The 26,482-nt window shown below is 61.1% G+C and carries 23 protein-coding genes; 13 read left to right on the top strand and 10 right to left on the bottom strand.

The features are described 5' to 3' along the window. Nucleotides 1–14: 14 nt before the first annotated feature. Entirely contained in the window at nt 15–995 is a 981-nt protein-coding gene (locus ACI3GR_RS15265; RefSeq protein ID WP_407495717.1) for a VOC family protein, read from the bottom strand. A gap of 325 nt (nt 996–1,320) precedes the next feature. Between ACI3GR_RS15265 and ACI3GR_RS15260 the strand changes: the two genes are divergently transcribed. From ACI3GR_RS15260 to ACI3GR_RS15250, 3 genes are all read left to right on the top strand, one after another. Continuing rightward, complete coding sequence (locus ACI3GR_RS15260; protein ID WP_407495715.1) at nt 1,321–2,160, top strand: IclR family transcriptional regulator domain-containing protein; 840 nt, start codon at nt 1,321–1,323, stop codon at nt 2,158–2,160. 112 nt (nt 2,161–2,272) lie between these two features. Next, nucleotides 2,273–2,815 carry a TRAP transporter small permease gene (locus tag ACI3GR_RS15255; protein WP_407495714.1) on the top strand — a complete coding sequence of 181 codons (543 nt, stop codon included), beginning with the start codon at nt 2,273–2,275 and terminating at the stop codon, nt 2,813–2,815. A 2-nt stretch (nt 2,816–2,817) separates the two neighbouring features. Continuing rightward, complete coding sequence (locus ACI3GR_RS15250) at nt 2,818–4,116, top strand: TRAP transporter large permease (RefSeq protein WP_407495713.1); 1,299 nt, start codon at nt 2,818–2,820, stop codon at nt 4,114–4,116. A 66-nt stretch (nt 4,117–4,182) separates the two neighbouring features. On the opposite strand, the gene lpdA is transcribed toward ACI3GR_RS15250, so the two are convergent. The 3 genes from lpdA to mdeB are packed head-to-tail and all read right to left on the bottom strand — an operon-like array spanning nt 4,183 to nt 9,873. Next, entirely contained in the window at nt 4,183–5,877 is a 1,695-nt protein-coding gene (gene lpdA / locus ACI3GR_RS15245) for a dihydrolipoyl dehydrogenase (RefSeq protein ID WP_407495711.1), read from the bottom strand. 10 nt (nt 5,878–5,887) lie between these two features. Continuing rightward, nucleotides 5,888–7,192, bottom strand: coding sequence for a 2-oxo acid dehydrogenase subunit E2 (locus ACI3GR_RS15240; RefSeq protein WP_407495709.1), 1,305 nt, complete (start codon nt 7,190–7,192; stop codon nt 5,888–5,890). Between the two features lie 8 nt (nt 7,193–7,200). Further along, nucleotides 7,201–9,873 (bottom strand): alpha-ketoglutarate dehydrogenase, encoded by a 2,673-nt coding sequence (gene mdeB, locus ACI3GR_RS15235; RefSeq protein ID WP_407495708.1) that lies wholly within the window; start codon nt 9,871–9,873, stop codon nt 7,201–7,203. 124 nt (nt 9,874–9,997) lie between these two features. Between mdeB and ACI3GR_RS15230 the strand changes: the two genes are divergently transcribed. The 4 genes from ACI3GR_RS15230 to rraA all read left to right on the top strand — a co-directional run bounded on the left by ACI3GR_RS15230 (nt 9,998) and on the right by rraA (nt 13,921). Then, the gene (locus ACI3GR_RS15230; RefSeq protein WP_407495706.1) at nt 9,998–10,468 is read left to right on the top strand and encodes an Lrp/AsnC family transcriptional regulator; all 471 of its coding nucleotides are present in this window, start codon (nt 9,998–10,000) and stop codon (nt 10,466–10,468) included. A 189-nt stretch (nt 10,469–10,657) separates the two neighbouring features. Continuing rightward, nucleotides 10,658–11,734 carry a cupin domain-containing protein gene (locus tag ACI3GR_RS15225; RefSeq protein WP_407495705.1) on the top strand — a complete coding sequence of 359 codons (1,077 nt, stop codon included), beginning with the start codon at nt 10,658–10,660 and terminating at the stop codon, nt 11,732–11,734. Between the two features lie 10 nt (nt 11,735–11,744). After that, nucleotides 11,745–13,397 carry an FAD-dependent monooxygenase gene (locus ACI3GR_RS15220; RefSeq protein WP_407495703.1) on the top strand — a complete coding sequence of 551 codons (1,653 nt, stop codon included), beginning with the start codon at nt 11,745–11,747 and terminating at the stop codon, nt 13,395–13,397. Continuing rightward, nucleotides 13,394–13,921, top strand: a complete 528-nt coding sequence (gene rraA, locus ACI3GR_RS15215) for a ribonuclease E activity regulator RraA (protein ID WP_407495702.1) — start codon at nt 13,394–13,396, stop codon at nt 13,919–13,921. Before ACI3GR_RS15220 ends, rraA begins: the two co-directional genes overlap by 4 nt. A 13-nt stretch (nt 13,922–13,934) precedes the next feature. On the opposite strand, the gene ACI3GR_RS15210 is transcribed toward rraA, so the two are convergent. Together ACI3GR_RS15210 and ACI3GR_RS15205 are read right to left on the bottom strand one after the other, a co-directional pair. After that, entirely contained in the window at nt 13,935–14,399 is a 465-nt protein-coding gene (locus ACI3GR_RS15210) for a MarR family winged helix-turn-helix transcriptional regulator (RefSeq protein ID WP_407495701.1), read from the bottom strand. A gap of 197 nt (nt 14,400–14,596) precedes the next feature. Further along, the gene (locus ACI3GR_RS15205) at nt 14,597–15,643 is read right to left on the bottom strand and encodes a TRAP transporter substrate-binding protein (RefSeq protein WP_407495699.1); all 1,047 of its coding nucleotides are present in this window, start codon (nt 15,641–15,643) and stop codon (nt 14,597–14,599) included. A gap of 307 nt (nt 15,644–15,950) precedes the next feature. On the opposite strand from ACI3GR_RS15205, the gene ACI3GR_RS15200 reads away from it, so the two are divergent. After that, nucleotides 15,951–17,153, top strand: a complete 1,203-nt coding sequence (locus ACI3GR_RS15200) for an MFS transporter (RefSeq protein ID WP_407495697.1) — start codon at nt 15,951–15,953, stop codon at nt 17,151–17,153. Between the two features lie 18 nt (nt 17,154–17,171). Here ACI3GR_RS15200 and ACI3GR_RS15195 read toward each other — a convergent pair whose 3' ends face one another. From ACI3GR_RS15195 to ACI3GR_RS15185, 3 genes are all read right to left on the bottom strand, one after another. Then, complete coding sequence (locus ACI3GR_RS15195; RefSeq protein ID WP_407495695.1) at nt 17,172–18,137, bottom strand: VOC family protein; 966 nt, start codon at nt 18,135–18,137, stop codon at nt 17,172–17,174. 74 nt (nt 18,138–18,211) lie between these two features. Beyond that, nucleotides 18,212–19,495 carry an ABC transporter substrate-binding protein gene (locus tag ACI3GR_RS15190; protein WP_407495693.1) on the bottom strand — a complete coding sequence of 428 codons (1,284 nt, stop codon included), beginning with the start codon at nt 19,493–19,495 and terminating at the stop codon, nt 18,212–18,214. Nucleotides 19,496–19,524: 29 nt separating this feature from the next. Then, on the bottom strand, nt 19,525–21,147 hold the full coding sequence (locus tag ACI3GR_RS15185; protein WP_407495691.1) for a bifunctional 3-(3-hydroxy-phenyl)propionate/3-hydroxycinnamic acid hydroxylase: 1,623 nt from the start codon (nt 21,145–21,147) through the stop codon (nt 19,525–19,527). A 138-nt stretch (nt 21,148–21,285) separates the two neighbouring features. Here ACI3GR_RS15185 and ACI3GR_RS15180 point away from each other — a divergent pair, with 138 nt between their 5' ends. The 5 genes from ACI3GR_RS15180 (at nt 21,286) to ACI3GR_RS15160 (ending at nt 25,429) form a co-directional block, all read left to right on the top strand. Beyond that, nucleotides 21,286–22,044 (top strand): ABC transporter ATP-binding protein, encoded by a 759-nt coding sequence (locus ACI3GR_RS15180; protein ID WP_407495689.1) that lies wholly within the window; start codon nt 21,286–21,288, stop codon nt 22,042–22,044. Continuing rightward, nucleotides 22,037–22,741, top strand: coding sequence for an ABC transporter ATP-binding protein (locus tag ACI3GR_RS15175; RefSeq protein WP_407495687.1), 705 nt, complete (start codon nt 22,037–22,039; stop codon nt 22,739–22,741). The genes ACI3GR_RS15180 and ACI3GR_RS15175 overlap by 8 nt, the downstream gene beginning before the upstream one ends. 3 nt (nt 22,742–22,744) lie before the next feature. Next, a complete protein-coding gene (locus ACI3GR_RS15170) occupies nt 22,745–23,605 on the top strand; it encodes a branched-chain amino acid ABC transporter permease (protein ID WP_407495686.1) in 861 nt (286 codons plus the stop codon). A gap of 3 nt (nt 23,606–23,608) precedes the next feature. Next, nucleotides 23,609–24,580: a branched-chain amino acid ABC transporter permease gene (locus tag ACI3GR_RS15165; RefSeq protein WP_407495684.1), complete on the top strand. Its 972-nt coding sequence runs from the start codon at nt 23,609–23,611 to the stop codon at nt 24,578–24,580. A 159-nt stretch (nt 24,581–24,739) separates the two neighbouring features. Beyond that, nucleotides 24,740–25,429, top strand: a complete 690-nt coding sequence (locus ACI3GR_RS15160) for a GntR family transcriptional regulator (protein WP_407495683.1) — start codon at nt 24,740–24,742, stop codon at nt 25,427–25,429. 79 nt (nt 25,430–25,508) lie between these two features. Here ACI3GR_RS15160 and ACI3GR_RS15155 read toward each other — a convergent pair whose 3' ends face one another. After that, on the bottom strand, nt 25,509–26,480 hold the full coding sequence (locus ACI3GR_RS15155; protein WP_407495681.1) for a TRAP transporter substrate-binding protein: 972 nt from the start codon (nt 26,478–26,480) through the stop codon (nt 25,509–25,511). Nucleotides 26,481–26,482 lie beyond the last annotated feature (2 nt).

The raw sequence follows: 26,482 nt of genomic DNA, 5'->3' as shown, positions 1-26,482 counted from the left end.
GTATCAGTCAGCGATCATTCGCTGTGAACGATGCGGTCAAGCCATGCGCAGTTCGGCTGCGGGTCTGGCGCGCGGAAGCCTGTCTTGGCATTGTTGTGCCGCATCTCGCGCATCTTGTTCCGGACCTTATCGTCCTCGGGCAAATAAAGACGCTCGTGACCCCAGGTGGAAGGGCCTTCGTGCGTCTCGAAAGGCTCCCAGGTGGCGGGATCGACGATCTGCGCACCCCAGCCGTATTCAACAAAGAACTTGGACGGCGTGTTGGTGTAAAAGCTCATCATGTGGTCGTTAGAATGGCGGCCAAGCGAATAGGCCACGCCCTCTTCGCGCTCTTGCGCGATGTCATAGCCTTGGCCCACGTCATCCAGCGACAGAAGCTCGACCATGAAGTGGTGAATGCCCTTCTTACCTGATCCGACCATGGCAAAGCTGTGGTGCCGTCCGTTCACGTGGAAGAAGTAAAGCGGGTAAGGCGTCAGCCCGTAATCGGTCACATTGAAGCCCAAGATATCTCGGTAGAAATGCAGGATGCCCTGAACGTCCGCGACATGCAGAACCGCGTGTCCCATACCAAGAGAGCCAGTCTTAAAGCCCGAGATCGGACGACCGGACAGGAAAGGATCGCTCGCGATTTCCGGGCCGCAGAATGCCTCAAGCCGGTTGCCGTCGGGGTCGCAGAAGGAAATGAGCCGGGCGACATGACGCTGGTCGGCAAGGCCTTCGCCGTGCCAGGTTACCTTCACGCCATGGTTCTCGAGCTTAGAGGCCAAGGCATCCAGATCGTCCGGCGTGTCGACTTCCCAGCCCATGAAGGCCAGGTCCTCTTCGCCTTCGCCGGTCACGATCAGGCGTTGCTTGCGGTCGTCCATACGGTAGAGGCCCATAGAGCCGCCGCCGTCAACTTTCTGCATGCCCAGCAGGTCGGTGGCGAACCCGTCCCAGTCTCCGAGTTTCTTGGAATTGATACCGATATAGCCAAGTGACGTGATGGACATGTGCTAACTCCTCCTCGCAAGTTATGGCACGGGTGTGTCTGCCATACGCTGACGGCCCGGCAGGGCCGAAACATACGGAATACGCTCGACTGACCTCTACCTGTCACGCCGTCTCAGTTCCCGTGGAAACTCCGCCTTGTCCGCCTGTTGAACAAAGCAGGCGAATTCTAGGATGTGATCGCGACGGAATATGCGCCGCGCGGACAAACTAACTCATTGTGATTAATGTAGTTTCACAAAATTCAGGGAACTGGACGTAGTCACCAATTTTTGACAGCTTACTGCATAAATACCTTTACTCGTAATTCGACAGCATACACACTGATTGCAGAGTCGAAGAAATTGGCGAGGGGAGGCACCTATTTCTGAATCGTCAATCAGAGCGCTTGAACGCGGCGTGTCCGTGCTTCAGGCCGTAAACCGCTTCAACGGGGCCAAACCCGGAGAAATCGCCGAGGCGACCGATATCCCGCGCCCGTCTGTCTATCGTCTGCTAAAGACGCTGGAAGACATGGGGCTCGTCTCGAAAGATCACTTCTCGAACCGGTGGCGCCCCACCCTGCATGTCAAATCTCTGAGTTCGGGGTTCCGGGAGGAAGACTGGGTTTGCCAAGTCGCGGTGCCACACATGATCGACCTGGGCCGTGATGTGCTATGGCCGCTGGATCTGGTGACCTTCCGCAGCCACCATATGGAGGTACGGGAATCCACCCATCAGCTCAGCCCCTACTCGGTGCATCATGGCATGGTCGGCAAGCAGCTGCCCCTGCTCGAAACCGCCTCGGGCCGTGCGTATCTGGCCTACCTGCCCGAAGACGAACGCCGCGCCGTGCTCGGCCTGCTGACCGAGATGACGGGTCGCACGGCCCCCTTCGTCACCAAGGACGGCGCGATCGAGGCGATCCTGCCCAGGATTCGGCAATTGGGTGTTGGCTATCGGCAGTCGGATTTCACCCCCGAAACGGGCAGTATCGCGGCCCCTATATGGTACGAGGACCGAGTATTCGCTTGTCTGACACTTATCTGGTCCACCAGCTCACTCAGCTTCGACAAGGCGGTCGAGCTTTATCGAGAGAAGCTGCTGCGCACTGTCGATGCAATCTCGCGTGATCTGGTCGGCAAACTCAGTTCAGCCGAAATCGCACAGTTCCGGGTCGCCAGCTGATCTCGTATCCGGGGCGGGTGTTCGCCCCTCGAACAGATCCAAGATCCGAATGAAATCTCATTGGAAATCCGGCTAGGGATGGTCCAGCCACATCATCGGGGAGGGGTGATCCTTGGCCAATTTCGACATGGCACTGCGCCGCGGCGCAAATTGGCTGGCGTTAATCGGCTTTGCCGGGCTTTTCGTGCTGGCCGTGATGACGACGATCGATGCGCTGCTACGGTCTATCTTTTCCGCGCCCATTCACGGGGTCAACGACGTAAGCTCGGTCGTGATGGCGATCGTGATCGCCAGCTGTATTCCCGCGAACCTGGCCGGGCGCAAGAACATCTCGGTCGAGGTGCTTGGCGCAGTACTTGGCGTCACGGTCAACAATATCCTCCGACTTTTCGCGAGCCTGATCGTCCTTGCCTTCATCGCCGTTATGGCGTGGGAGTTCATCCCCTTCGTAGAGGGCGTCTATTCCAGCGGTCGCCGAACCTGGGTTCTGGCCTGGCCGATCTGGCCGTGGTGGAGCGTCGCGACCGTCTTTCTCTACTACGCCACAGTTATTCAGGTTTCCAACGTAATCCATGATGTGATTGCGCTGATCGAAGACCGCGGTCCACCTGCCCCTGACCAGCCGCAGGACGCCACCAAAAGCGAAGGGCTTTGACCATGGATCCGACGACTATCGCGCTGATCGGGCTGATCTGCATGTTCGGGCTGATCGCTCTGCACGTGCCGATTGGCGTTTCCATGGCCGTCGTGGGCGTGTCCGGCTTTGCCGCCATCACCGGCTGGGGTCCGGCAATCAAGCTGATGGCGTCGGAACCCGCCGCGACCATGGCCAACCTCGACCTTGCTGTCATACCTCTGTTCATGCTCATGGGAAGCCTAGCTGCGACAGGAGGGCTGGCGCGCGACATCTTCGAAACGGCCGAGGCGCTAGTAGGACATCGGCCCGGCGGGCTTGCCGCAACAACCATCGTGGCGAGTGCCGGTTTCGGCGCGGTCTGCGGTTCTTCGGTTGCCACCACTGCGACCTTCGGTCGTGTCGCGCTGCCCGAAATGATTTCTCGCGGCTATGCTAAGGGTAACTCCGCCGGAACCGTCGCCGCCGGGGGGACCTTGGGCATCATCGTGCCGCCGTCGAGCATCATGATCCTGTACGCCGTGCTGACCGAGGAATCCGTGCTGCGACTGTTCTCGGCCGCAATCCTGCCAGCCTTGCTGTCAGTCGTCCTTTACCTGACGGCCATTTGGGTCGTCGCCCGGATCAACCCCGCTGCCATGCCCGGATCAGAAAAACTGCCCTTCCGGACCCGTATCAAAGCCATCGGGAAATCCTGGGGCGCGATCACGCTGGCGATCATCGTCCTTGGCGGCATCTACTCGGGCTTTTTCACTGTGAACGAAGCAGCCGCCGTCGGCGTCGTTTTTGCCTTTGTCTTCGCCCTTGGACGCGGCAAGCTGAACCGCGACACTTTCCTCGCTGTCCTGTCCGAGGCCAGCGTCGCAACCGTGATGATCTACATCATCGTTTTCGGCGCGATGATCTTTTCCTACTTCGTCAGCATCAGTGGCGTCAGCCAGGAGATGATGGGCGCGATCCGGAACCTTGGCCTGCCCCCACTTGGCGTGATCTTCGTGCTGGTGGTGATGTATCTCATCCTTGGCGCCTTTTTCGACGAGGTCGCGGCGGTCGTGGTCACTCTGCCCTTCGTGCTGCCGATCATCCTGTCGCTTGGGTATGACCCGATCTGGTGGGGCATATTGAACGTGGCGCTGATCGGGGTCGGCATGCTGACGCCGCCGATCGGCATCAATGTGATGCTTCTGAACGCGATGCGTGCCGACATACCGCTGACGGCGATCTATCGCGGGATCATGGCGTTCTTCCTCGCGGATTGCGTGCGGATCCTGATCCTTGTGCTCTTTCCGCAGGTTACGCTCTGGCTTCCGTCGGTCATGTAAAGAAAAACCGCCCGGTCCAAGATCAGGACTGGGCGGTCAATTTGTCGGGCGAATAAAGCGCAGGCCTTATCCGTCAGTCAATGTTCCCAGATAGGCATCCGCCGCAAAGGCTACGGTTTCCGACAGTGTCGGATGCGGATGGATCGAAAGGCCAAGGTCTTCGGCCACTGCCCCCATCTCGATCGCGACGACGATTTCCGCCAACAGCTCACCGGCATTCGGGCCGGTCATGGCCCCACCGATCACGCGCTTGGTCTCGGGATCGATCAGGATTTTCGTCAACCCATCGTCGCGTCCCATCGACAGCGCCCGCCCCGAAGCAGCCCAGGGGAACGCACCCTTTTCATAAGGGATGCCCTTGGCCTTGGCCTCGGTCTCTGTCAGCCCGGCCCAGGCGATTTCGGGGTCGGTATAGGCAACCGAAGGGATCGCCAGCGGATCAAAGGCGGCCTTCTCTCCGGCGATGACCTCGGCCGCGACCTTGCCTTCATGCGCGGCCTTATGCGCCAGCATCGGCTGGCCAACCACGTCGCCCACCGCGAAGATATGCGGCTGCGCCGTGCGCATCTGCATGTCGACCGAGATAAAGCCCCGCTCGTCCGGGGTGATCCCCGCCGCAGTAGCCCCGATCCGGTCGCCGTTGGGGCGACGCCCCGTCGCGACCAGAACCCGATCGAAGGTCGCGGTTCGTGTCTCGCCACCGGTCTCGAAGCTCACTTCGATCCCCGCATCCGTGGCGGTCGCGCCGGTGACCTTGGTCTTCAAAAGCACCTCTTCGTAGCGCGCCGAAATCCGTTTGTGCAGCGGTTTGGTAATGTCGGCATCGGCACCGGGGATGATCTTGTCCATGAACTCGATCACGGTGATCTTGCTGCCAAGGGCGTGATAGACCTCGGCCATCTCAAGCCCGATGATGCCGCCGCCGATGATCAGCAGACGCTCGGGCACATCCTCCAGCGCCAGTGCGCCGGTGCTGTCCATGATGCGCGGATCGTCCGGCAGGAATGGCAGGCGGACGGGTTCGGACCCACAAGCGATGATCGCGTTGCGGAAGCGGATCGTTTCGGACCCTTCTGCGCCCGTCACCTCGATCTCATTCGGACCGATGAACTGCCCCTGACCCGTCACGACGCGAACCTTCCGCCGCTTGGCCAACCCCGCAAGACCCGAGGTCAGACGACCGGTGGTCTTGTCTCGGAAAGCCCGTACCCCCTCCAGATTGATCTTCGGCGCACCGAAACTGATCCCGGCGTCGGCGCTGTGCTTGGCCTCATCAATGACCTTCGCCAGATGCAGCAAAGCTTTCGACGGGATACAGCCGACATTCAGACAGACCCCGCCAAGGGACGCCCGCTGATCGATAAGGGTCACGTTCAGGCCGAGGTCGGCTGCACGGAACGCCGCCGTATACCCGCCCGGCCCGCCGCCCAGAACCACCAATTGCGCCTCGCCCTCGGCCGGTGCAGACACCGGTGCAGCGGAAGCTTCGGCCTTGGGTGCGGGCACGGGCGTGGATTTCTCCTCCGCAACCGCGTCCAGCGTCATCAGGCTTTGCCCAGCTGTCACCACGTCGCCGATCTTCACGTCGATAGACACGACCTTACCGCCAACTTCAGCGGGAATATCCATCACCCCCTTGTCGCTTTCCAGCAGGGCCACCTCGTCCATAGCCGCGATCGTATCTCCGACCGCGACCGTGATCTCTGCCACGGTCACTTCGGCTGCTCCGCCCGTATCCGGGACTTTGACCTGAAACGTCATTGCCATCCCCTCACAGGCTGATCCGGCGGAAATCCGACAGGACGTCGCGCACATGCACAAGGAACTTTGCCGCCGCCACGCCGTCGACGACGCGGTGATCCCAGCTCAGGCTCATCGGCTGGATCAGCCGCGGCTGGAACGCCGACCCGTCCCAGACCGGTTTGATCGCTGCGCGGGTCATGCCAAAGATCGCCACCTCGGGCGCGTTGATGATCGGGGTGAAGTTGGTCCCGCCGATCCCGCCAAGCGACGAAATGGTAAAGGTCGCCCCCTGCATGTCCTTTGGCCCCAGCTTGCCCGCCCGCGCCTTCCCGGCAAGGTCTTTCATCTCGCCCGCGATCTCGCGCAGGGATTTGGTGTCAGCGTCCCGGATCACCGGCACGACCAACCCGCCGGGCGTATCCGCCGCGACGCCGATATGGTGGTACTTCTTGACCACGATGTCAGAACCGTCGAGCGAAGAGTTGAACTCCGGATAGGCTTTCAACGCCGAAACGCAGGCCTTGACCACAAAGGCCAGCATGGTCAGCTTGGCGGCGTCTGGATCGTCGGCATTGGCCGTCTTGCGGAAGGCTTCGGTGTCGGTGACGTCGGCCTCTTCGAAATTGGTGACATGCGGGATGACCATGGCGTTGCGCGCTAGGCTGGGGCCAGAAATCTTGCGGATCCGGCTTAGCGGCACACGCTCGATCGGGCCGAATGCTGCGTAATCGACCTCGGGCCAAGCGGGCAGATCGCCGCCCACACCCGGACCCGCCATGGGCGCGCCCGCGCCACCGGACACGACCCGTTTGACAAATTTGGTCAGATCGTCCCGCGTGATCCGCCCGTGTGGACCAGTGCCCGGCACGTCGCCAATCGCAACCCCCAGTTCCCGCGCCATCTTTCGGATGGAGGGGGACGCATGGGCCAGCCTGTCCGTCGACGGCGCACTTGGTGCCGCGCTTGGGGCGGCACTTGGCGCAGGGGTCGGGGCGGCTTTTGGGGCATCAGGTTCAGGGGCCGTAGATTGTGCCGGAGCCAGGGCTACCGCCTCGGTCGATGGCGCAGGTGCAGAAGTAGCCGCTGCATCCTCCGACACCTCGATCATGGCAATCACGGATCCCTGGCTGACCGTATCGCCCACGGCGACCTTCAGCTCGGTGATCTTGCCGCCCATCTCAGCGGGGACATCCAACGTCGCCTTGTCGCTTTCCAGCACGATCACCGTATCGTCGGCGCTGATCGTATAGCCGGGACCAATGGGGATCTCGATGATCTCGACATCCTTGAAGTCGCCAATATCCGGGACACGCAGTTCGATAATGTTGCTCATGCCAGACCTCACACGGTCCACGGGGCGGCTGCGCCCGTGTCCACATTCAGTTTCTTGATCGCCTCGGCCTGAACCTTCGCCTCCAGATGCCCGGCCTTCACCATGGCGGCAATCGCCGCGAGCGCGATGTTCTTGGCGTCGACCTCGAAAAAGTCGCGCAGGTTCACCCGGTTCGAGGACCGCCCGAACCCGTCCGTGCCAAGGATTGTCATCGGCGCATCGACATAAGGCGCGATCAGGCCCGGCACGGCGCGGACATAGTCGCTCGCCGCGATGACCGGCATGTCACCATCCAACAGTTTCGAAACATGGCTTTCGCGCGTGTAGGTGCCGAACCGGTTGGCGCGTTCTGCTTCGCGCGCATCGCGGTCCAGCTCGCTCCAGCTTGTCGCGCTGAAGATGTCGGACGCGATGCCATAGTCGTTTGCCAAAATATCCGCCGCCGCGATCACCTGGTTCAGGATCGTGCCCGACCCGACCATACGGATGCGTTTCTTCGCCTTCGCATCGCCCCGCTGATCAAACAGGTACATCCCCTTGATGATGTCTTCTTCGCTGCCCGTCTTCAGGTCGGGCTGGGCGTAGTTCTCGTTCATCACGGTGATGTAGTAGAACTCGTCCTTCTGCTCTTCCATCATACGGCGCATGCCGTGATCCATGATAACCGCCAGTTCCCCGGCAAAGGCCGGATCATAGGCGCGGCAGTTCGGGATCGCCGACGCGGACAGATGCGACGTGCCATCCTGATGCTGAAGCCCCTCGCCCGATAGGGTCGTCCGTCCGGCGGTGGCCCCGATCAGGAACCCGCGCGACCGCTGGTCCGCGGCCGCCCAGATCAGATCGCCCACGCGCTGGAAACCGAACATCGAATAATAGATGTAGAACGGCACCATCGGCGTGTCGTGGATCGAATAAGAGGTGCCCGCCGCAGCCCAGGACGACAGCGCCCCGGCTTCGGTAATGCCTTCTTCGAGCAGTTGGCCGTCCTTGGCCTCTTTGTAGAACATCATCGACCCGGCATCTTCAGGCTCGTACAGCTGACCGTCCGGCGCATAGATGCCGATCTGGCGGAACAGGTTGTCCATGCCAAAGGTCCGCGCCTCGTCCGCGACGATCGGCACGATGGACGGGCCGAAGGTCTTGTCCTTCAGAAGCGCGCCGAGCATCCGGACAAAGGCCATGGTAGTCGACATTTCCTTGCCATCCGCCGCGACGGCGAATTTGGCGTATTTATCGGCCTCGGGCACCTTCAGGCGGCGCGGTTCCTCGGTCGTTTGGCGGCGTTGCGGCATGTAGCCACCAAGCGCCTCGCGCCGGGAATGCAGGTACTTCATCTCAGCACTGTCGGCGGCGGGCTTGAGGAAGCGCAGTTCCTCCAGATCACGCTCGGACAGGGGTAGGTTGAACCGGTCGCGGAAGGCCACCAATGCCTCCATGTCCAGCTTCTTGGACTGGTGCGCGGTCATGCGGCTTTCGCCCGCATTGCCCATGCCATAACCCTTCTTGGTCTTGGCGAGGATCACGGTCGGACGACCCTTGTGCGCCTTGGCTGCGGCAAAGGCGGCATAGAGTTTGCGGAAGTCGTGGCCGCCGCGCTTCAGCGCGTGGATCTCGGCATCCGTCATATGCGCGACCAGCGCACGGGTCGCCGGGTCGCGGTCGAAAAACTTGCTCCGGTTATAGTCGCCGTCCTTGGACCCAAGATCCTGGTATTCACCATCCACCGTATCGGCAAAACGACGCAGCAGCGCCATGTCGTTGTCGCGGCCAAACAGGTTGTCCCATTCAGAGCCCCATAGCACCTTGATCACGTTCCAGCCGGCGCCGACGAACAGGCTTTCCAGCTCTTGGATAATCTGCCCGTTGCCGCGGACGGGACCATCAAGACGCTGCAGGTTGCAGTTGATGATGAAGGTCAGGTTGTCGAGCTTTTCGCGCGCCGCCAGCGTCAGGCCCGCGATTGACTCGGGCTCATCCATCTCACCGTCGCCGAACACACCCCAGACGTGCCGCCCGGACGTTTCGGCCAGACCGCGCCCTTCGAGGTAACGCATGAACCGCGCCTGATAGACCGCGTTGATCGGGCCGATCCCCATGGACCCGGTCGGGAACTGCCAGAAATCCGGCATCAGCCAGGGGTGCGGATAGGAACAGAGGCCCCCGCCCTTGGTTTCCTGCCGGTAGTTTGCCAATTGCTCTTCGGTTAATCGCCCTTCAAGGAAGGCGCGGGAATAGACGCCCGGGGCGGAATGCGGCTGGTAGTAGACCAGATCGCCACCGAAATTTTCATCCGCCGCGCGGAAGAAATGGTTGAACCCGGTCTCGAAAATCTCCGCAGCTGAGGCGTAAGAGGCGATGTGTCCCCCCAGTTCGCCATAGGCCTTGTTCGCACGCACCACCATCGCCAAGGCATTCCAGCGCATGATCGCGGTCAATTTGGTTTCGATCTCCAGATCGCCGGGATAGGCACCCTGTTTGGCCAGCGGGATGGTGTTGCGATAGGAGGAATAGGGCAGACCCCCACCGGCAAAGACACCGTCGCGGCGCGCCGCCTCTTCCAGCTTGCCCAGCAAAAAGCTTGCGCGTTCGCCACCGCCAACCTGAGAGACGGCTTGATAGGCCTCAAGCCATTCCCGTGTTTCTTCCGGATCTGCATCCAGATGAGTGATCTGATCGGACATGGGTCCCCTCCGCGTGATTTCCGGCAGTTTACAGAGGGAGTGACCGCAGGTGTCACTGTATTGCTTGTCGTTACCAGAAAATTGCCGCATCTTGTGCTGCCATACCTGCCATAAGGAGCACATCGTGCCGCAAAATACGCTAGACAAGATCGACGAGAGAATCTTGGCAGAGCTTCAGAACGACGCCCGACAAAGCAATGTCGAGCTTGCAAAACGTGTCGGGCTGTCGCCCTCCCCCTGTCTTGCGCGGGTCCGAGCGATGGAGAAATCGGGCGTGATCGGGCGGTACGTGGCGCTGGTTAATCCCGAGACCGTCGGGTTGGGCGTCAGCGTCTTTATCCACGTCACGCTAGAGCGGCAGGTGGAACGCGCGCTTGAGGCGTTTGAGGCCCGCATGCATGCCTTTCCCGAAGTGATGGAATGCTACCTGATGACCGGGGACAGCGACTATCTGGTCCGCATCCTCGTGAAGGACAATTCCGAGGTCGAGCGGTTTATCGTGCAGAAGATCTCGACCATCGAAGGTGTGGCCAACATCAAGTCGAGCTTCGCGCTCAAGCAGGTCAAGTACAAGACAGAGATCAGCGTCTCCTGATCTGTTCGCGCTCCGGACAGTCGGGTCGCGACGATTGACCCGCCCCTATCTGACAGCACACTGTCTAATCAGGGAGAGGACATCATCCGCCGAAACATCGGCGGTCCGGCCGCGCCTATCGGCGCAGGCGGGGCCGGGCGGCGGTTCGATCAGTCTCTGCACAAGTCGAACCGCCAAGGGAGCCACCTGATGCCCACCACCACCGACCGCCCGAACGACCTGCAGGAACAGCGCGACACGTTTCACAACGAACTGGACGCGATGAGCATCATTCCCCTCTGGCTGAACCTAGGGGCCGCCGCGCAACACGAACCGAACGTCGCCGCCGTCCCGCATATCTGGCGCTGGAACGAGATCAAGCCGATGATGCTGCGCGGGGGCGACCTGATCACCCCACAGGAGGCAGAGCGCCGGGTCCTCATGCTGATTAATCCAAGCTATGAGAAGAAGAGCGCCCGCACCGTCGGCATGATCTTCGGCGGCATCCAGTTCCTGATGCCCGGCGAAATCGCCGACAGCCACCAGCACTCGCCGAACGCGCACCGCTTTATTATCGAAGGCGAAGGCGCCTATACGGCGGTCGGCGGCGAACGCACGATCATGAAGAAGGGCGATTTCGTCACCACGCCCGCATGGAAATGGCATGACCACGGCAATGAGTCCGATCAGCCTATGGCCTGGCTCGACGGGTTGGACCTGCCCTTCGTGAACCTGTTGGATGCGAATTTCTTCGAGGATTATCAGGACGGCAACAAACAGACCCAGCCGATCTATCGCAACAACGAAGACAGCCTGCATCGGTGGGGTCGCGGCATGAAACCCGCGTGGGAACAGCCGACCGACCCGCACCAGTCGCCGATCCTGAACTACCGCTGGACCGACAGCCGCGCCAACCTGCACGCACTGCGCGACGACGCGGGCAGCCCGTATGACGGGATCATCATGCAGTACGTGAACCCTCACAACGGCGGACCGACGCTGCCCACAATTTCTGCCTACCTGCAATTGCTACGCAAAGGTGAGCACACGAAATCACACCGGCACACCGCCAGCACGATCTACCATGTGGCCGAAGGCGGCGGCGGGTCGTTGATCGGCGACAAGGAAATCCTCTGGCAGGAAGGCGACACCTTCGTCGTACCCTCTTGGATGGAGCATGAGCACTGGAGCACCGACGGAGAGGCCGTGCTGTTTTCCTACAGCGACCGCCCGGTTCTTCAGGCCTTCGGCTTCTACCGCGAAGCCGGCGGCGAACGGCGCGGCTGAGGGGATGGGCATGACACGGATCGACGAAACAACGGTCGTTATCATTGGCGGCGGGCCGGTCGGGCTCTTCCTCGCGAACGAGCTGAGCTATCGCGGGGTCGACTACATCCTCGTCGAGCAGGGCGAGGGGAAGGTCTATTTCCCGGCGGGCGAGAACTTCTTTTCCCGCACGATGGAGCATATGCGCCGTTGGGGCATCGCGGACCAGTTCCGCTATGGCGATGCCTTCCCGCAGGACATGGCCCGAACCATGGGCTTCTGCACCCGGATCGGAGGCAAGACGCTGGCGCTGTTCGCCGGAACGTCCAATGCCGAGGCCCCGAAGGCCGATCCCTATTCGCCTGAAGGCGGGTTTTTCTATCCGAAGAAGGCCTTCGATCCGATGCTGCGCAAGGCGGCCGAGGATCAGGGCGGCGATCTGCGGTACGAAACGCGGCTCGATAGTTTCGACCAGACGGCAGACCACGTCGACTGCACCGTAACCGGGCCCGATGGCACGGCCTACGTGATCCGCGCCAAATGGCTTGCGGCCTGTGACGGAGGCCGCAGCGCGGTGCGGAAGGCGCTGGACATCCGCTTTGTCGGAACCTTCGGCGAAGGCTACAACTTTGCCACCTACTTCCGCTGCGCCGGGTTGGCCGACCGCCTGAACGCGATGTTCGGGCACAAGATGGCGCAAGTCCACACGCTCAGCGATGAGCGGCGCGCATACCTCACCTCGGTCGATGGGGCCGAGGAATGGCGCCTGTCGATCTACGCCAAGGAAGTCGAACAGCTTGATCCAGCCGAGGTCGTGACCTCGGTCATCGGGGACGACCTGCCGTTCGAGGTGCTTCAGGCGCAACCCTGGTCCGGGCACCGCGTCGTGGCAGACCGCTATCGCGAAGGGAGGGCTTTCATCATGGGAGACGCGGCCCATTTGCGCTGGCCCAAGGGCGGGTTCGGCGCGAATACCGGGTTCGGCGACGTGGTGGATTTCGGCTGGAAGGTCGCCGCAGTCACCGATGGCTGGGCACCCGAGGCGCTGCTGGACACTTACGAAACGGAACGCCGCCCGATCGCCATCCGCAACACGAACGAGGCCGCGAACAATCGCGTGCTGGACCAGATGATCCAGCCCGACCCCCTGCTGGACGAAGACGGCGAGGCCGGAGAAGCCGCGCGCCGGGCCATGCATGAACGCCTGTTCGCGCTCAGGCTGCGAGAATTCAACACCCCCGGCATCCAGCTTGGTCATCGGTACCGCGCGTCACCGATCATCGTGCAGGACGGCAGCCTTGAGGGACCGGACGACCACATGGTTTATATTCCAACGACCCGCCCCGGATCGCGCGCGCCACATTACGAATTTGCCGATGGCCGCTCGACCCTAGATGACTTCGGGCGGGGGTATACGCTGGTCGTCACAGATGACGGGGCTGGGGTCGAAAGGTTTATCGGCGTCGGCGAAACGCTCGGCATACCGGTGCGTGCGGTACACTATAAGGACGAAGCACTGCGAAAGCTCTACGAATGCGCTTATGTGCTGGTACGTCCGGATGGCCATGTCTGCTGGCGCGGCGATATTCTGCCCGATCGGCCCGAGACGATCTGGGCCACGGTGAGCGGTCGCCTGCTGGTCCCGTCCGACACGGCACAAATTCAAACGAAAGAATTGTCATGACCCGGCCTGAGCCTCAACGCTTCTGTGCCGCCGATCTTTACGACGCCAATCCCGAGGCGCTGCAGGTTTCGACCCTGCAATTCCGGTCTTTCGGGAAACGCGCGAGCTTCTGGGGTATGGTCGAGACGCTCAAGACCTTTGAGGATCACACGCCGGTGCTAGCCACAGTGTCTACCCCCGGCCACGGGCGGGTTCTGGTGGTCGATGCTGGCGGCTCCATGCGCATCGGCGTCATGGGCGACCGGCTGGCTAAGATTGCAGCGACTAACGGCTGGGCCGGCGTCGTGATCAATGGTCTGATCCGCGACAGCCTTGAGATCAATGCGGTGGATATAGGTGTGAAGGCCCTCGGGACTACCGCCCGACGCGGTTGGACCGCGACCGAAGGTCAGCGCAGTCTTCCGCTCGAGTTCGGCGCGATACGCGTTGAGCCGGGAAACTGGGCCTATTGCGACGAAGACGCGGTCATGATCGCGGGCACGCGCCTTGATCCCGGAGCCCCGGTCGCCCCCGCACCTGTCTGAACCGCGGCGCGGCTCAACTATCCGCCTGTCTGTCTTCGGCCTGTGCGGGGCCGGACGCGTGGCGTTCAAGGATCACCAGCAGGCGGATCAACTCCTCCTGTTCAGCCTTGTCGAGCGGTGCGAGAATCCGGTCGGAAACCCCTGAAACGCGCGGCACGACCTGCGCCAGAAGGTCCGACCCAGTAGAAGTGATGCGCAGCTGCTTGGTCCGCTTGTCGAGGCTGCCTGCCGTCCGAATGATCAACTTCTTCTGCTCTAGCCGCCCGATCACATGCCCAATGGTCGTACGGTCGAAACGTATCGCCTCGGCTAGACGGGTGGCGTCGATGCCGGGGGTGTCGCGGATATGCAGAAGCGCCGCGAATTGGACTGCCGTCAGATCGACATCCGCATTGATCGCCCCAAAAGCCGAGGTCGCGATCTGGTGCATCCGACGCAGCAGATAGCCCGGCTGGTCATATATCTGGCTTGCTTTCAATCTTTTGACCCCTGCGGCACGCCATTGCGCTGTGTATCAAGTATGCGCGATAGGCAGTATGCTGTTCAATGGCAAGTCACCCGCCGGATCAGACAAGCGTCAATTTGTTATCCGCATAGGAAAAGGGCGCCGGTGTAATCCGACGCCCCACCTGCCTTATGGTTGCCTGCCATGTGCCTAACGCCCCGAAGGGAAAATTATTGCGACGCCGCGTCGACGGCTTCGGTGAAGGCGTCATAGATTGCTTGGCCGTTCGGGGTCTCCGCGATCCAGTTGTCGACCACGGTCTGAAGGCGGGCATCCCATTTCGACTGCTCTTCTTCCGACAATGTCGTGAAGGTGCGCTCATCGTCCTTCATGGCCGCGCCGCGGAACTTCTCGATGTGGCCATCGAACTCTTCGCCCCAGAGACGCGCGAAGGCTTCGCCGGAATGCTTGTCGATGGCGGCACGCGCCTCTTCAGGCAGGCTGTCATACTTGGCCTTGTTGATCGCCACCATGATGGGAGAGGCGCCCAAGTTCACGTCGAGATGGTATTTCGCGGTTTCGGCCACACCGAAAATAGTCAGCGCGACCCATTCGTTGACAGAGCCATCCAGCAGCCCCCGCGACACGCTCTCGGCGATCTGGGGCGAGGTGATGCCGCCGACCGGCGTTGCGCCGATGGCTTCGATTGTGGCCAGCAATGTCGGACCTGCGCCACGGAGTTTCAGGCCCGCGACGTCTTCAAGCGACTCAACCTTAGTCGTCGTGGTCAGTAGCGTAGGTGCAGTCGAGAACATGCCGAGGATCTTGACCTTCTCCATGCCCTGTCCCGGAAACAGGCCTGCCTCGACCATCTTGGTCGCGGCAACCGACCCGACAGTTGCGCTTGGGGCCGATCCGGGCAGTTCAAGAATGGTGGCTTCGTTCATCGCGCCGGGAGTGTAGCCGGGAATGAAATAGGCGATGTCGGCAACTCCATCACGCGCCATATCGAGGTGCGTCGCGGGATCGCGGCCAAGAGTGCCGACCGGGAACATCTGGATATCTAGCGTCCCCTGCGAATCCGCGACAACGCGTTCCGCCCATACGGACAGGATATCGGAGTAGATGAACGCCTGGGTCGGCAGACTGGTGGTAAAGCGTAACGTGTCCTTGGCCTGTGCGCCCTGCCCCGCCGTCAGCGAAAGCAGTACAGCAGCGGTGCATCCAAGCAGGCCCTTGGCAACACGGCGCCGGGTCATTCTAGAAATGGTGAGCATGAGATCCTCCCTAATCTTGCTCCGGATCGGTGCCTTATAGCTGGCACAGGGGCGCGGCCACCCGACCAATCCGTTCAGGAGGTCGACGGTATCGGGTGCCCGACATCAAACAATCAGAAATCCAAAACTGTTCGCATACTGAGAAAAACAGGCGCCGAGACATGGGTTTCGACCCCGCTGCAACAGATTTGACAGACGGCTCGGGGGCTGCGGCAGCCAGACTAAGCCGACGCTTGACCCCACGGCCATCAAGTCAGACAACCGTATGCAAAATGTATTTTTCGGCGAAAAGGGGGCTTTCTGCGCCATGACGCAAACGACGACCGCGAAGCCCCCCGACAAACGCCGCTGGTTTGCCCTTGCCGGGGTCTGGCTGGTTTACGCTCTGTTCGGGATGATGACCGCGAGCGTCGCGCCCCTGTTGCCCGAAATCCGCGCGAATCTTGGGGCGGGCAACGGGCAAATGGGGGCGATCTTGGGGGCTTGGCCTCTGACCTATGTCGCTGCAGCAATCCCCTGCGGTATCCTACTGGACCGCGTCGGGCCGCGCATTGGGCTGCTGGCGGCGACGGTAGTCATCGCACTGTCGGGGCTGCTGCGGTCTGTTGCGGATGGCCCGACGATGATGCTTCTGGCGGTCGGTGTCTTTGGGCTTGGCGGTCCTCTGATTTCCGTGGGCGCGCCCAAACTGATTGCGTCGCTCTTCACTGGGGCTGACCGAGGGATGGCCATGGGGATCTACGTCACCGGACCGAGCCTTGGTGCGATCATCATGCTATCGACTGCAAACGAGGTGCTGGTGCCGCTGGTCGGGAACTGGCGCGGCGTAATGGTCCTGCTGTCTGTCGGCGCGCTTCTGTCCGGCGGGATTTGGCTGGGTTGCGCGGCACTGGCCCGGCTGCCGAAGGTCGAGGTGAATGCCGAACCCTTCGACCGCCGCGCCGTCATGCGGATGGTGCGTCAGCGCGACGTGATCCTCGTGCTGCTTATGGCGGTCGGGATCTTTTACGTGAACCACGCGCTGAACAACTGGCTGCCGACGATCCTGCGCAGCTATGGCACCGAACCGGCCCGCGCCGGGGTGCTGTCGGCCGTGCCGACGCTGGTCGGGATCGTCGCGGCGATCACCCTTCCAAGGTTCGCGACCGAGGGGCGGCGGCTGTCGATGCTTGTCGTCATCGTGACGGGCGCACTGCTCGCCAGCCTGCTGTTACAGCTCACCACAGGCCCCGGGCTGCTGGCTGGGCTGATCCTGCAGGGTATCGCGCGCGGCACAATGAACACCATCGCCGTGCTAATCCTGATGGACTTGCCGAGCGTTCCCAAGGACCGCGTCGGAATTGCAGGGGGCATCTTCTTTTCCGCCGCCGAGATCGGCGGCGTGCTGGGCCCGCTTAGCTTTGGTCTGCTGCGCGAGGCGACAGGGGCTTTCATCGTCCCGCTTGCCTCTCTGACGGTGGTCTGCATGACGTTGATCGGATTGGCGCTGGCCATGCGCCGAAGGGCATAGCCAGCTTGCGCGAGCGGATCAGTCCACGGGGTCCGCTTCGTAATTCCGGACGAAATCGGCAGGCAGTTCAGGACCCCAGAGGTAGAAGCTGTCTTCCGGCGCGTGATCCCCGGGTTCCCAGTCTTCGTCCAGCGAGATGTAGTCGATATCGGCCGAATACTCTGCGTGGCTGCCCCATGGGTCGGTCACGTAATGGAAGTAGTTCGACCCCAGCACATGCCGTCCGAGGCCCCAGCCCTTCTGGAACCCCTTGTCGGCCATATGCATCGCGCCGCGCCCGATCTCGTCGATATTGCCGACATCCCAGGAACAATGGTGAAGGCCCGGCGCTTCGGACTTGGCAAAGGCGATCATGTGGTGATCCGAGCCGTGGATGCCGTGCAAGAAACAGACACCCTCGCCAGACTGGTCCGACAGTCGCAGGCCAAGGACGCGACAGTAGAAGCGGATGCATTCTGCCACGTCCGGCGTGAACAGCAGCACATGCGCCAGCCGCCTTGGATGGACCATGTCGACCTTGGAACGCAGCGGTGCGCCCGCCACGTTCGCAGGGGCGGAAGTCTGAGTGAAGGTGCTTTTTTCATTGGGCGAGGATTTCTCGGCCACCTTAACCTCGATCAGCACGCCGAAGGGGTCGCGGAACCAGATGCCGTTGCTGTCGATACCGCGCGGCGCGTCCATCAACTGGACTCCCTGATCCTCGATCCGTTTCTTCATGCCGTCGAAGTCTTCCTCGAAGACCGCGAAAGAGAGGTGATCGAACTTCTTGCGGTTGCCTTCCTTCAGTGTCGCCCATCTGTGGTCGTGACCGAACGTGTAAAGACCGAGGGTCTCACCCTCCTCGCGCACGTCGAGGCCAAATTCCCTGTAGAAGGTTTCGGCCTTGGTGAGGTCTGGGACCACCATGTTGAACTGGTCCATGGAATGCACACCCAGTTCACCGGGGCGCTTGGTAATGCCGATCTTGCCGGTAATCGCCGTCATGACGTCCGTCCTGCCTGCCCAATCCAGGGCGCGAGATTGTGAAAAGACCCGGGCCGAAGCCCGGGTGTCCGAAGTCAGCTCAGCGCTTTGAACTCGGTCTGCACCGTGATTTCTGGTGCATATTTGTTCTCGGCAACTTTCAGGTCGTAGGGATGTTGCTCTCCCTTGACCCACTGACCGCCCACAACCGGGGTTGTGGCAGCATTCGGGACAGGTCCGTCCTTCCAGCTAACGGGGCCAACTATGGTGTTGGCATTGGTGGCTTTGATCGATTCCATCATCGCGCCTGCGTCCATCGGATCGTCGCAACGCTTGAGCACGTCGATCGCGACCTCAAGCAGCGCGTGCTTGTAGCCGGTCGGCTGGATCCACTGACGACCGGAGGCCTGTTCGTACCCCGCGGCCAGTTCGGCAGAGCTCTGGCCGGTCAGACCCGAGCTGTAGGGGTGATCCGGCGACCACCAGACCTCGGACGACACACCCTGCCCAAGATCGCCTAGCGCCTCGACAGCCGTGGGGAACAGGATCGCCTTGGCAATGGTAGCAGCCTTAGGCCGGAAGCCCTGCTGCGACGCCTGAACCCAGAAGGTCGTCCAGTCGGGTGGCAAGAAGGCGCCGGTGATGATGTCCACACCAGCGTCTTTCATCTTGCCGATCTGGGCCGAATAGTCGTCCGAGAGCGGCTCAAACAAGCCGCCGTCGATGACCTCGAGCCCGCGTTCGCGCATCATGGCCGCCATGCCGACCTTGGGGTGCGACATGGCCACGCCGTCGCTGTCGTTCGACAGCAGCAGGCCAACCCGGTTGTTCGTGTCGATCTGAGACCAAAGCGAGGCATAGCAGTCGATGATCTGACCCGCGCCCCAGAAAAAGTGGTAGGTCCAATCGAAGCCAACCGCAGGGTCACCACCACGAGCGAAGAAAAACGCATCCCACGGCGTGTCGGTCGAGACTGATGGCACTTCGTTAAGCTCGCACTGATCAGTAACCGGTAGCACCGTATCGGCAGTCGAGGACGAGAGCATCAGGTGCACCTCGTCGTCTAGGATCAATTCGCTGGCCACTTCGGCGGCGCGGTTCGGGCTGGACTGACTGTCCTTTTCGATGATGCGCACCGGATAGGTCTTTCCATTGATTTCGATGCCCTCGCCGATCGCTTTGCGCACCCCGTCCAGCACATAATCGTCCGATGCGCCAAAGGATGCGATCGGGCCGGTGGTAGGGCTGACCCAGCCCAGCCGAATCTCGTCGCCGCGCGCCCAGGCGTGGCGGGGCGCGATGACCGGCGCTGCCAGCACAGCCGCGCCGGTTCCCAGCAATCTGCGCCGGGTCCAGAGTGATTTCGAATAGCGTGACATTGGTTTCCTCCCTTGTCCGCGTCGCGTTGTCAGACCGCGACTGCCTCCTTCATGGGCGCCTTCCCCCGCAGCCCATAATGTGTCGCCTGCGCGTCGAGCGCCGCGATCACTTCCTCCAGTCGCGACAGGCTGTCCGCCGCCCCGAACAGGTAAAAATCTGGCCGTGTGACGATGGCCTTGATCCCGCGCGCGCCCATCCACGACAGGAACTGGCCCTGGGTGTCGGCAATCTGGTCGTCCGTGGCTGTTTCCCGCGGATGCATCGTGACGATCTGTCCGCCGAGGGCCTCGATCACGGCTCTCGAGCGAGCCGAGATCGCATTTATATCGACCTCTGGCGACAAGATGACGTTGAAGCCGGGTACCACGAAGGCGTCGAACCGGGCTGTGCGGCCTTTGTGGCGAACATGACCATGCGGTCCGATATCGCCTGCGGACCCCACTGGCGCACCATCAGCCCCGGTTTCGATGAATCCGTTGGTCAGAATCGGGAAGTCGGCAGGTGGCGGCGCATTGCCCGACAGGAACATCTCGTCACGTTCGGCGGCCGCGGCCTGGTCCGGGATGCAGATGATCGAACCTAGGAAGATCGACATGTCCACGACGTCCGAGACATGCGGCAACCGTTCGGGCCCGTATGTATCGAGGATTGCCGGATCAGCCTCACCTCGGAGAACGGGATCGAGTTTCCACGCCAGATTCCAAATATCGCGCATGCCCGAGCACATGCCCTGCCCCATGAAGGGCGGCATCAGGTGCGCAGCGTCCCCGGCAAGGATCACCCGCCCCTCGCGCCACTTATCGGCAATCAACGAGCGGAAGGTATAGACCGCATGACGGACCAACTCGCCCTGTTCCGGCTTTATCCAGTCGCCCAGAAGTTCTTCAACCTTGGCGCGTTCGTTCATCTCTTCTCGGGTCTCGTGCGGAAGCCGCATGAATTCCCATCTGCGGCAGACCCGGCCGTTTTCGTCCGTACCGCCGGGCACGATGGTCGTGGGGCGGGTCGGGTTGCAGAACTGGCCGCATTCGACCAGCCCCAGTTGCCGCGCGGTCAAACCATCGTTGAGGGCAAAGTCCACGACCAGCCAGTCAGCCTCGAAACCCTTGTCAGTCCGCGAAATCCCAAGGCTTTCGCGGACAAAGGAATTCGCCCCGTCCACGCCCAGAAGGTATTTGCCGGTTACGTCCCGCGTCTGGCCGCTTTTTACGTCGCGAACCGTGACAGTCACCTTGCTTTCATCCTGCGACAGGGCAATGCACTCGGTCTCTAGGAACAGGTCCACGCCCTCTGTCGCAACCACGGCGGCATGCATCTCGCGCTCGAAACTCGGTTGGTGGACGAAATTCGTGCCAAGCCCGCCCGAGACAGAGGTATCCGTCCAGTCGATGGCCAACAGTTCCTTCCAGTCGGAGTTGAACCAACGATAGACCGGGGACGGCTCTGTCACTTTGTCAGCAATGTCGCCCAGCCCGACGGCATGCAGCATCCGGAACATTTCGTGATCGATGCAGACGGCGCGCGGCAAGGGGTAGACATCATGGAATCTTTCAAAAATTCCGACCTTCCAGCCCATTCTCGCAAGAATGAGGGCCGAGACCTTGCTGACAGGTCCATAGCCGATCTGGATGATATCGTATTCGGTGTTCATCAGACGCTCCTCCAACGCTGTGACGGTATGAGGCTGGCACAGATCAGAATTTCGGGCAACAAAAAATATATTTCCTTGTGGAAGGTGCATATTGTCCCTATCGTCGCCGGACGCAGAGGCATTGAGACGGAGGAGGTCATGTCCGAAGCTGGGGTAGCGCTGGAGTTGTCCGGCCTATCGAAATCCTTTGGCTCGCTTGTCGTGACAAAGGACGTTTCGCTGACAGTCGCAGAGGGGGCGGCAGTTGGAATAATCGGGCCGAACGGGGCGGGCAAAACCACACTGTTCAATCTGATCACAGGAACGCTCAGGCCAAATGCCGGAAGCGTCACGATGTTCGGGCGGGATATATCGGCCATCGACTCGCGGCAGCGTTGTCATATGGGGATCGCCCGGTCGTTTCAGGTGCCCCAGCCGTTTTCCGGGTTGACGACATTCGAAAACGTATTGGTAGCCGCTGCCTTCGGACGCGGAATCCGCGAGGCCACCGCCCGAGAGCCGGCGAACGAGGCGCTGGCGCGCTGTGGCATGGCGCATAAGGCGGACGTGCTGGCCGGATCGCTGACGTTGCTGGACCGCAAGAGACTGGAACTGGCCCGCGCCCTTGCGACGGATCCCAAGATCCTGCTGCTGGACGAGATCGCTGGCGGGCTGACCGAGGCCGAGTGCCGCCAGCTGATCGCGCTGATCAAGGAAATCCATGCCTCAGGCGTCACCATCGTGTGGATCGAACACGTGCTGCACGCGCTGCTGTCGGTGGTGGACGAGGTGATCGTGCTGGATTTCGGAGAGGTCATCGCCACCGGCCCTGCTGACGAGGTGATGAAGAACCCCAAAGTCGCAGCGGTTTACCTTGGCCCCGACGCGGACGAACCGCAGGAGGCCGCCCATGTCTGACCCGATCCTGTCCGTCAGCAAAATGTCGTCCGGATATGGCGATTTCCAAGCGCTCTTCGACGTTGATCTTGCCCTGCCCGCGGGCACCGTTCTGGGTCTGGTCGGGGCGAATGGCGCAGGCAAGTCGACCCTGTTCAAGGCGATCCTTGGGCTTTTGCCGCGCGAAACAGAGATGGTCCACTTCAAGGGGAAACCAATCGGCGCCCTGCCGACCGAAGCCTTGCCTCCGATGGGCATCGTAATGGTGCCTGAAGGGCGTAGGCTGTTCCGATCGCTGTCGGTCGATGAAAACCTTATGCTTTCGGCCGAACATGGACGTTCGGGCGAATGGACCCGAGAAAAAGTCTATGACCTTTTCCCTATTCTTGGAGAAAAGCGTCATGCTCCTGCGACTTCCCTTTCTGGCGGACAGCAGCAGATGGTCGCAATCGGGCGCGCGCTGGTCGCCAACCCCGAAGTCATGCTGTTGGACGAAATCTCTCTCGGTCTTGCGCCGATTGTGGTGAACGACGTTTATGCCGCCCTGCCCGCGATTCTCGAGACCGGCATTTCGGCCATCGTCGTCGAACAGGATGTCGAACGGGTGCGTAATCTCGCCCAGAACCTTGTCTGCCTGCGGGAAGGCCGTGTCGTGCTGAGCGGTGCGGCCAACGCATTCAGCAAGGCCGACCTGATAACTGCTTATTTTGGAGAATAGCCGATGAACATCGTCGACGCTGTCGTTCAGGGCATCCTTCTGGGCGGTCTTTACGCCCTGTTCGCCACTGGTCTGTCACTGATCTTCGGAGTCATGCGACTGGTCAATATCGCGCATGGGGATTTCATCGTGCTGGGCGCCTACGTTGCCCTGATCGTGACTCAGACGCTTGGGCTGCATCCATTCCTGTCGTTGATCATCGTCGTACCTGTCATGGCAGGTATCGGGTACCTGATCCAAAAAGCTCTGCTGAACCGGACATTGGGAGAAAACATTCTGCCCCCGATCCTGATCACCTTCGGGCTTGCCATCATAATCCAGAACACGCTTTTGACCTTTTTCTCAACGGATGCGCAGCGGCTGAGCGCCGGTCCGATAGAAGTGGCGAGCATCGAGGTCGGCGGACTGAACTTAGGCGTCTTGCCGCTACTGACCTTCGGCGTGGCGGTCGCGCTGATTGCGGCTCTTGAATGGTTGTCGTTCCGCACCCGATTGGGGCGCGCATTCCGCGCGACATCGGACGATCCCGAAATGGCCCGCAGCATCGGGGTCAGCACCCGCCATGTCTTTGCGCTGGCCATGGCGCTCTGCTTTGCGGTGATCGCCGTGGCTGGGGTCCTGCTGGCCGCGCGGTCGAACTTCGATCCATTCTCCGGCCCTGCGCGCCTCATCTACGGGTTCGAGGCCGTCATCATCGGCGGGCTCGGCAATCTCTGGGGAACGCTTGCCGGGGGGGTCGTGCTTGGCGTGGCCCAAACCCTCGGTGCGCAGATCTCTCCTTCGTTCCAGATCCTCGCAGGACACATCGTGTTCTTCATCGTGCTTGCGATCCGGCCCCGCGGCCTATTTCCAAGGATGGACTGACCAATGTCGACTTCTGCTCTTCGCGTTCTCATCGGGCTGATTGTCGTGACGGCCGCTCTTGCCTCTGCCCCCTACTGGGCCGGACGCTCCGACCTGCGACTGATCGGCGAGATCATGAGCTACCTTGCGCTCGCTGTGCTATGGAATCTGCTGGCGGGCTACGCTGGCCTCGTCTCGGTCGGGCAGCAGGCATTTGTCGGGCTGGGGGGCTATGCCCTTTTCATCTGCGTCATCTGGCTGGGGTTGCCGCCATTGATGGCGATCCCCTTTGCCTTCGTATCTGCAGGCCTCGTAGGGGCGATTTTTGCCCCGCTCCTTTTCCGTCTGGAAGGAGCCTATTTCTCGATCGGGACATGGGTGGCAGCCGAGACCGTCGCGCTGGTTTTTGCCGCGATCCCTTCGCTTGGCGCGGGGGCGGGCATGTCGCTTCCGGCGGCGGCAGTCAAATCTATCGCGTCGGGCCGGGACGCGCGTGAGGCGCTGATCTATTGGCTGCTCGTCGGGATCGGCATGGGCGTCCTGGGCCTGTCCTATGCGCTGATCCGGTCGAAGGCCGGACTGGCACTAATGTCTTTGCGGGACAATCCGGTAGCGGCAGCATCGCTTGGCGTCGATATATGGTGGACCCGGTTCTGGACCTACGTCGGTGTCGCGGCCTGTTCCGGCGTTGTCGGTTCGGTGATCTTTCTGCAAAAGCTCCGCGTCTCGCCGGACTCCGGGTTCTCGCTCAACGATTGGACCGTGATCGTGATTTTCATGGTTGTCATCGGCGGCATTGGTCGGATCGAAGGCGCCATCGTCGGAACCATTACTTATTTCATTCTGCGTGAACTACTGGTCGATTATGGTGTCGTGTACCTGATCGTCCTCGGCATCGTTGTCATTCTGGTGATGATCTATTCGCGCAACGGCATTTGGGGCGCGGTGGAAAAAGGGTTCGGCTGGTCGTTGATGCCAACACGACGAAAAAGTTGATGCTGGTACGCCGTCGCGCGGCGCCCTAGTCGTTCGCCCTGCGAACAATTCGGACTTTGGGATTGCAAACTTTATCGAATCTTATCCTACGGGATTGCAGTTCCTTGGGCGAAAATATATATTCTACCCTGCAGTCAATTGCCACGCCGGGTGCACCTCATGGATCAACAGGTCGTTCATAAAAGCCGCACAGAGCGAACCTGCGACATGTTGCGCGACGACATTGTCTGCGCCCGCTATCTTCCCGGCGAAAAGCTTCGCATCGACCAGTTGGGCAAGACGCTTGACGCCAGCAGCGGCGCGGTACGCGAAGCGCTGTCACGCCTGACCGCCGAAGGCCTCGTTCTGGCCCAACCTCAACGTGGGTTCATTGTCGCACCGATTTCGCGCAAGGAACTTCAGGATCTGACTGATGTCCGCATTGATATCGAGTGCCGCTGCCTCGCGGATTCCATCGAAAACGGAGATCTTGATTGGGAGGGCCGGGTCCTGTCCCTGCAGCACCGACTGCGAGCGCTTGAGGATGTCATCAATGCGCCTTCATCGCCTAATGCGCAGCAATGGCATGCGCTGCACTATCAGTTCCACGAAGAACTGACATCAGCCTGCCAGAACATCTGGTGGCAGCGACTGCGCCAACAGCTTTATATCCAGTCAGAGCGATATCGCCGACTGTCTGCCCCGGGTGATGAGACGCACCGCAACGTCACCGCAGAACATGATGCCATTGCAAACGCCGCCCTAGCCCGCGATGCCGTTTCAGCGGCAAAGCACATGCAAGATCATCTTCAGACGACAACCGAAATCCTGCTCAACTCAAAACTGCCGTTCACCGATACCGATGCGTGACCACGGCCCCTTTGCGGTCAGGGCATAAGAAGACCCGCCCGGAGAACCGGACGGGTCAATTCGATTCACGATCCGATGCTTATTCGGATTTCAGCGCCTCGACATAGGCTGCCGCCTTCGGACCTGCATCCGCGATAATCTTTTCAACGACCGGGCCAGAGGCCTCGTTGAACTTGGCCGCTTCTTCGTCGGACAGTGTGATCACCTCTTTGCCATCAGTCGCCTCGAAATCGGCCAAGGCCTTTTCGGCAACGGCAAGCCATGCGGCATTGCCGTCCAGCGATGCCTGACGACCGGCGTCCAGAACCGCCTGTTGCTGCTCATCGCTCAGTTCGCCAAAGCTGTCGCGATTCATGATCATGTAGAAAGACGAAATCGTCGTATCCATGCCCATGGTGATGTGGTTCGTCACCTCAGCCAGCTTGAACGCCTTAAGCGTGGTCGCGTCGATCATGGCACCATCGATCACGCCAGTCTGCATCGCGTTGTAAATCTCGGGTGCGGGCATCGACACAGGGCTTGCACCCCAGGCTTCGACCACCAGTCCGGCATTGCGCGAGGGCACGCGGATCTTCAGCCCGGCCAGATCGTCCATGCTGTCGACGGCCTTGCTGCCCATCAGCAGCAGGTTCGGTGCGTTGTTCCACAGTGCGACCAGAACGACGCGGCGATATTCGTCGGACAGCATATCGATGTTGTCCTGAACCGCCTGAGTACCGGTTTCGGCGTCGATGACGCCCGGCAGTTCGGTCATCAGCGTGACAGGGAAGTTCGATGCGGTGTAGCCCGGCAGGCCAAAGGCGATATCTGCCACACCATCGACAACGCGGTTATACTGTTCGACCGGACCCGGTCCCAGTTCGCCGCCCATGTAGGTCGTGATCGTAACTTCACCGTTGGTGGCTTCGGAAATCGCGGTCCCGAAGGGTTCGTAGACCTGAGGCAGTACAAAGTGGGTGGGCGGCTGGAAATCGGCCAGTTTCAGGTCTTCGGCAACGGCGACAGAGGCGCTAGAAACCAGCGCTGCGGCGGTAAGTGCTTTGATTAACATCC

It is taken from the genome of Pseudooceanicola aestuariicola, from assembly GCF_045763785.1.
Lineage (GTDB): Bacteria > Pseudomonadota > Alphaproteobacteria > Rhodobacterales > Rhodobacteraceae > Pseudooceanicola.
This window is presented reverse-complemented; position numbering and strand designations above follow the sequence as displayed.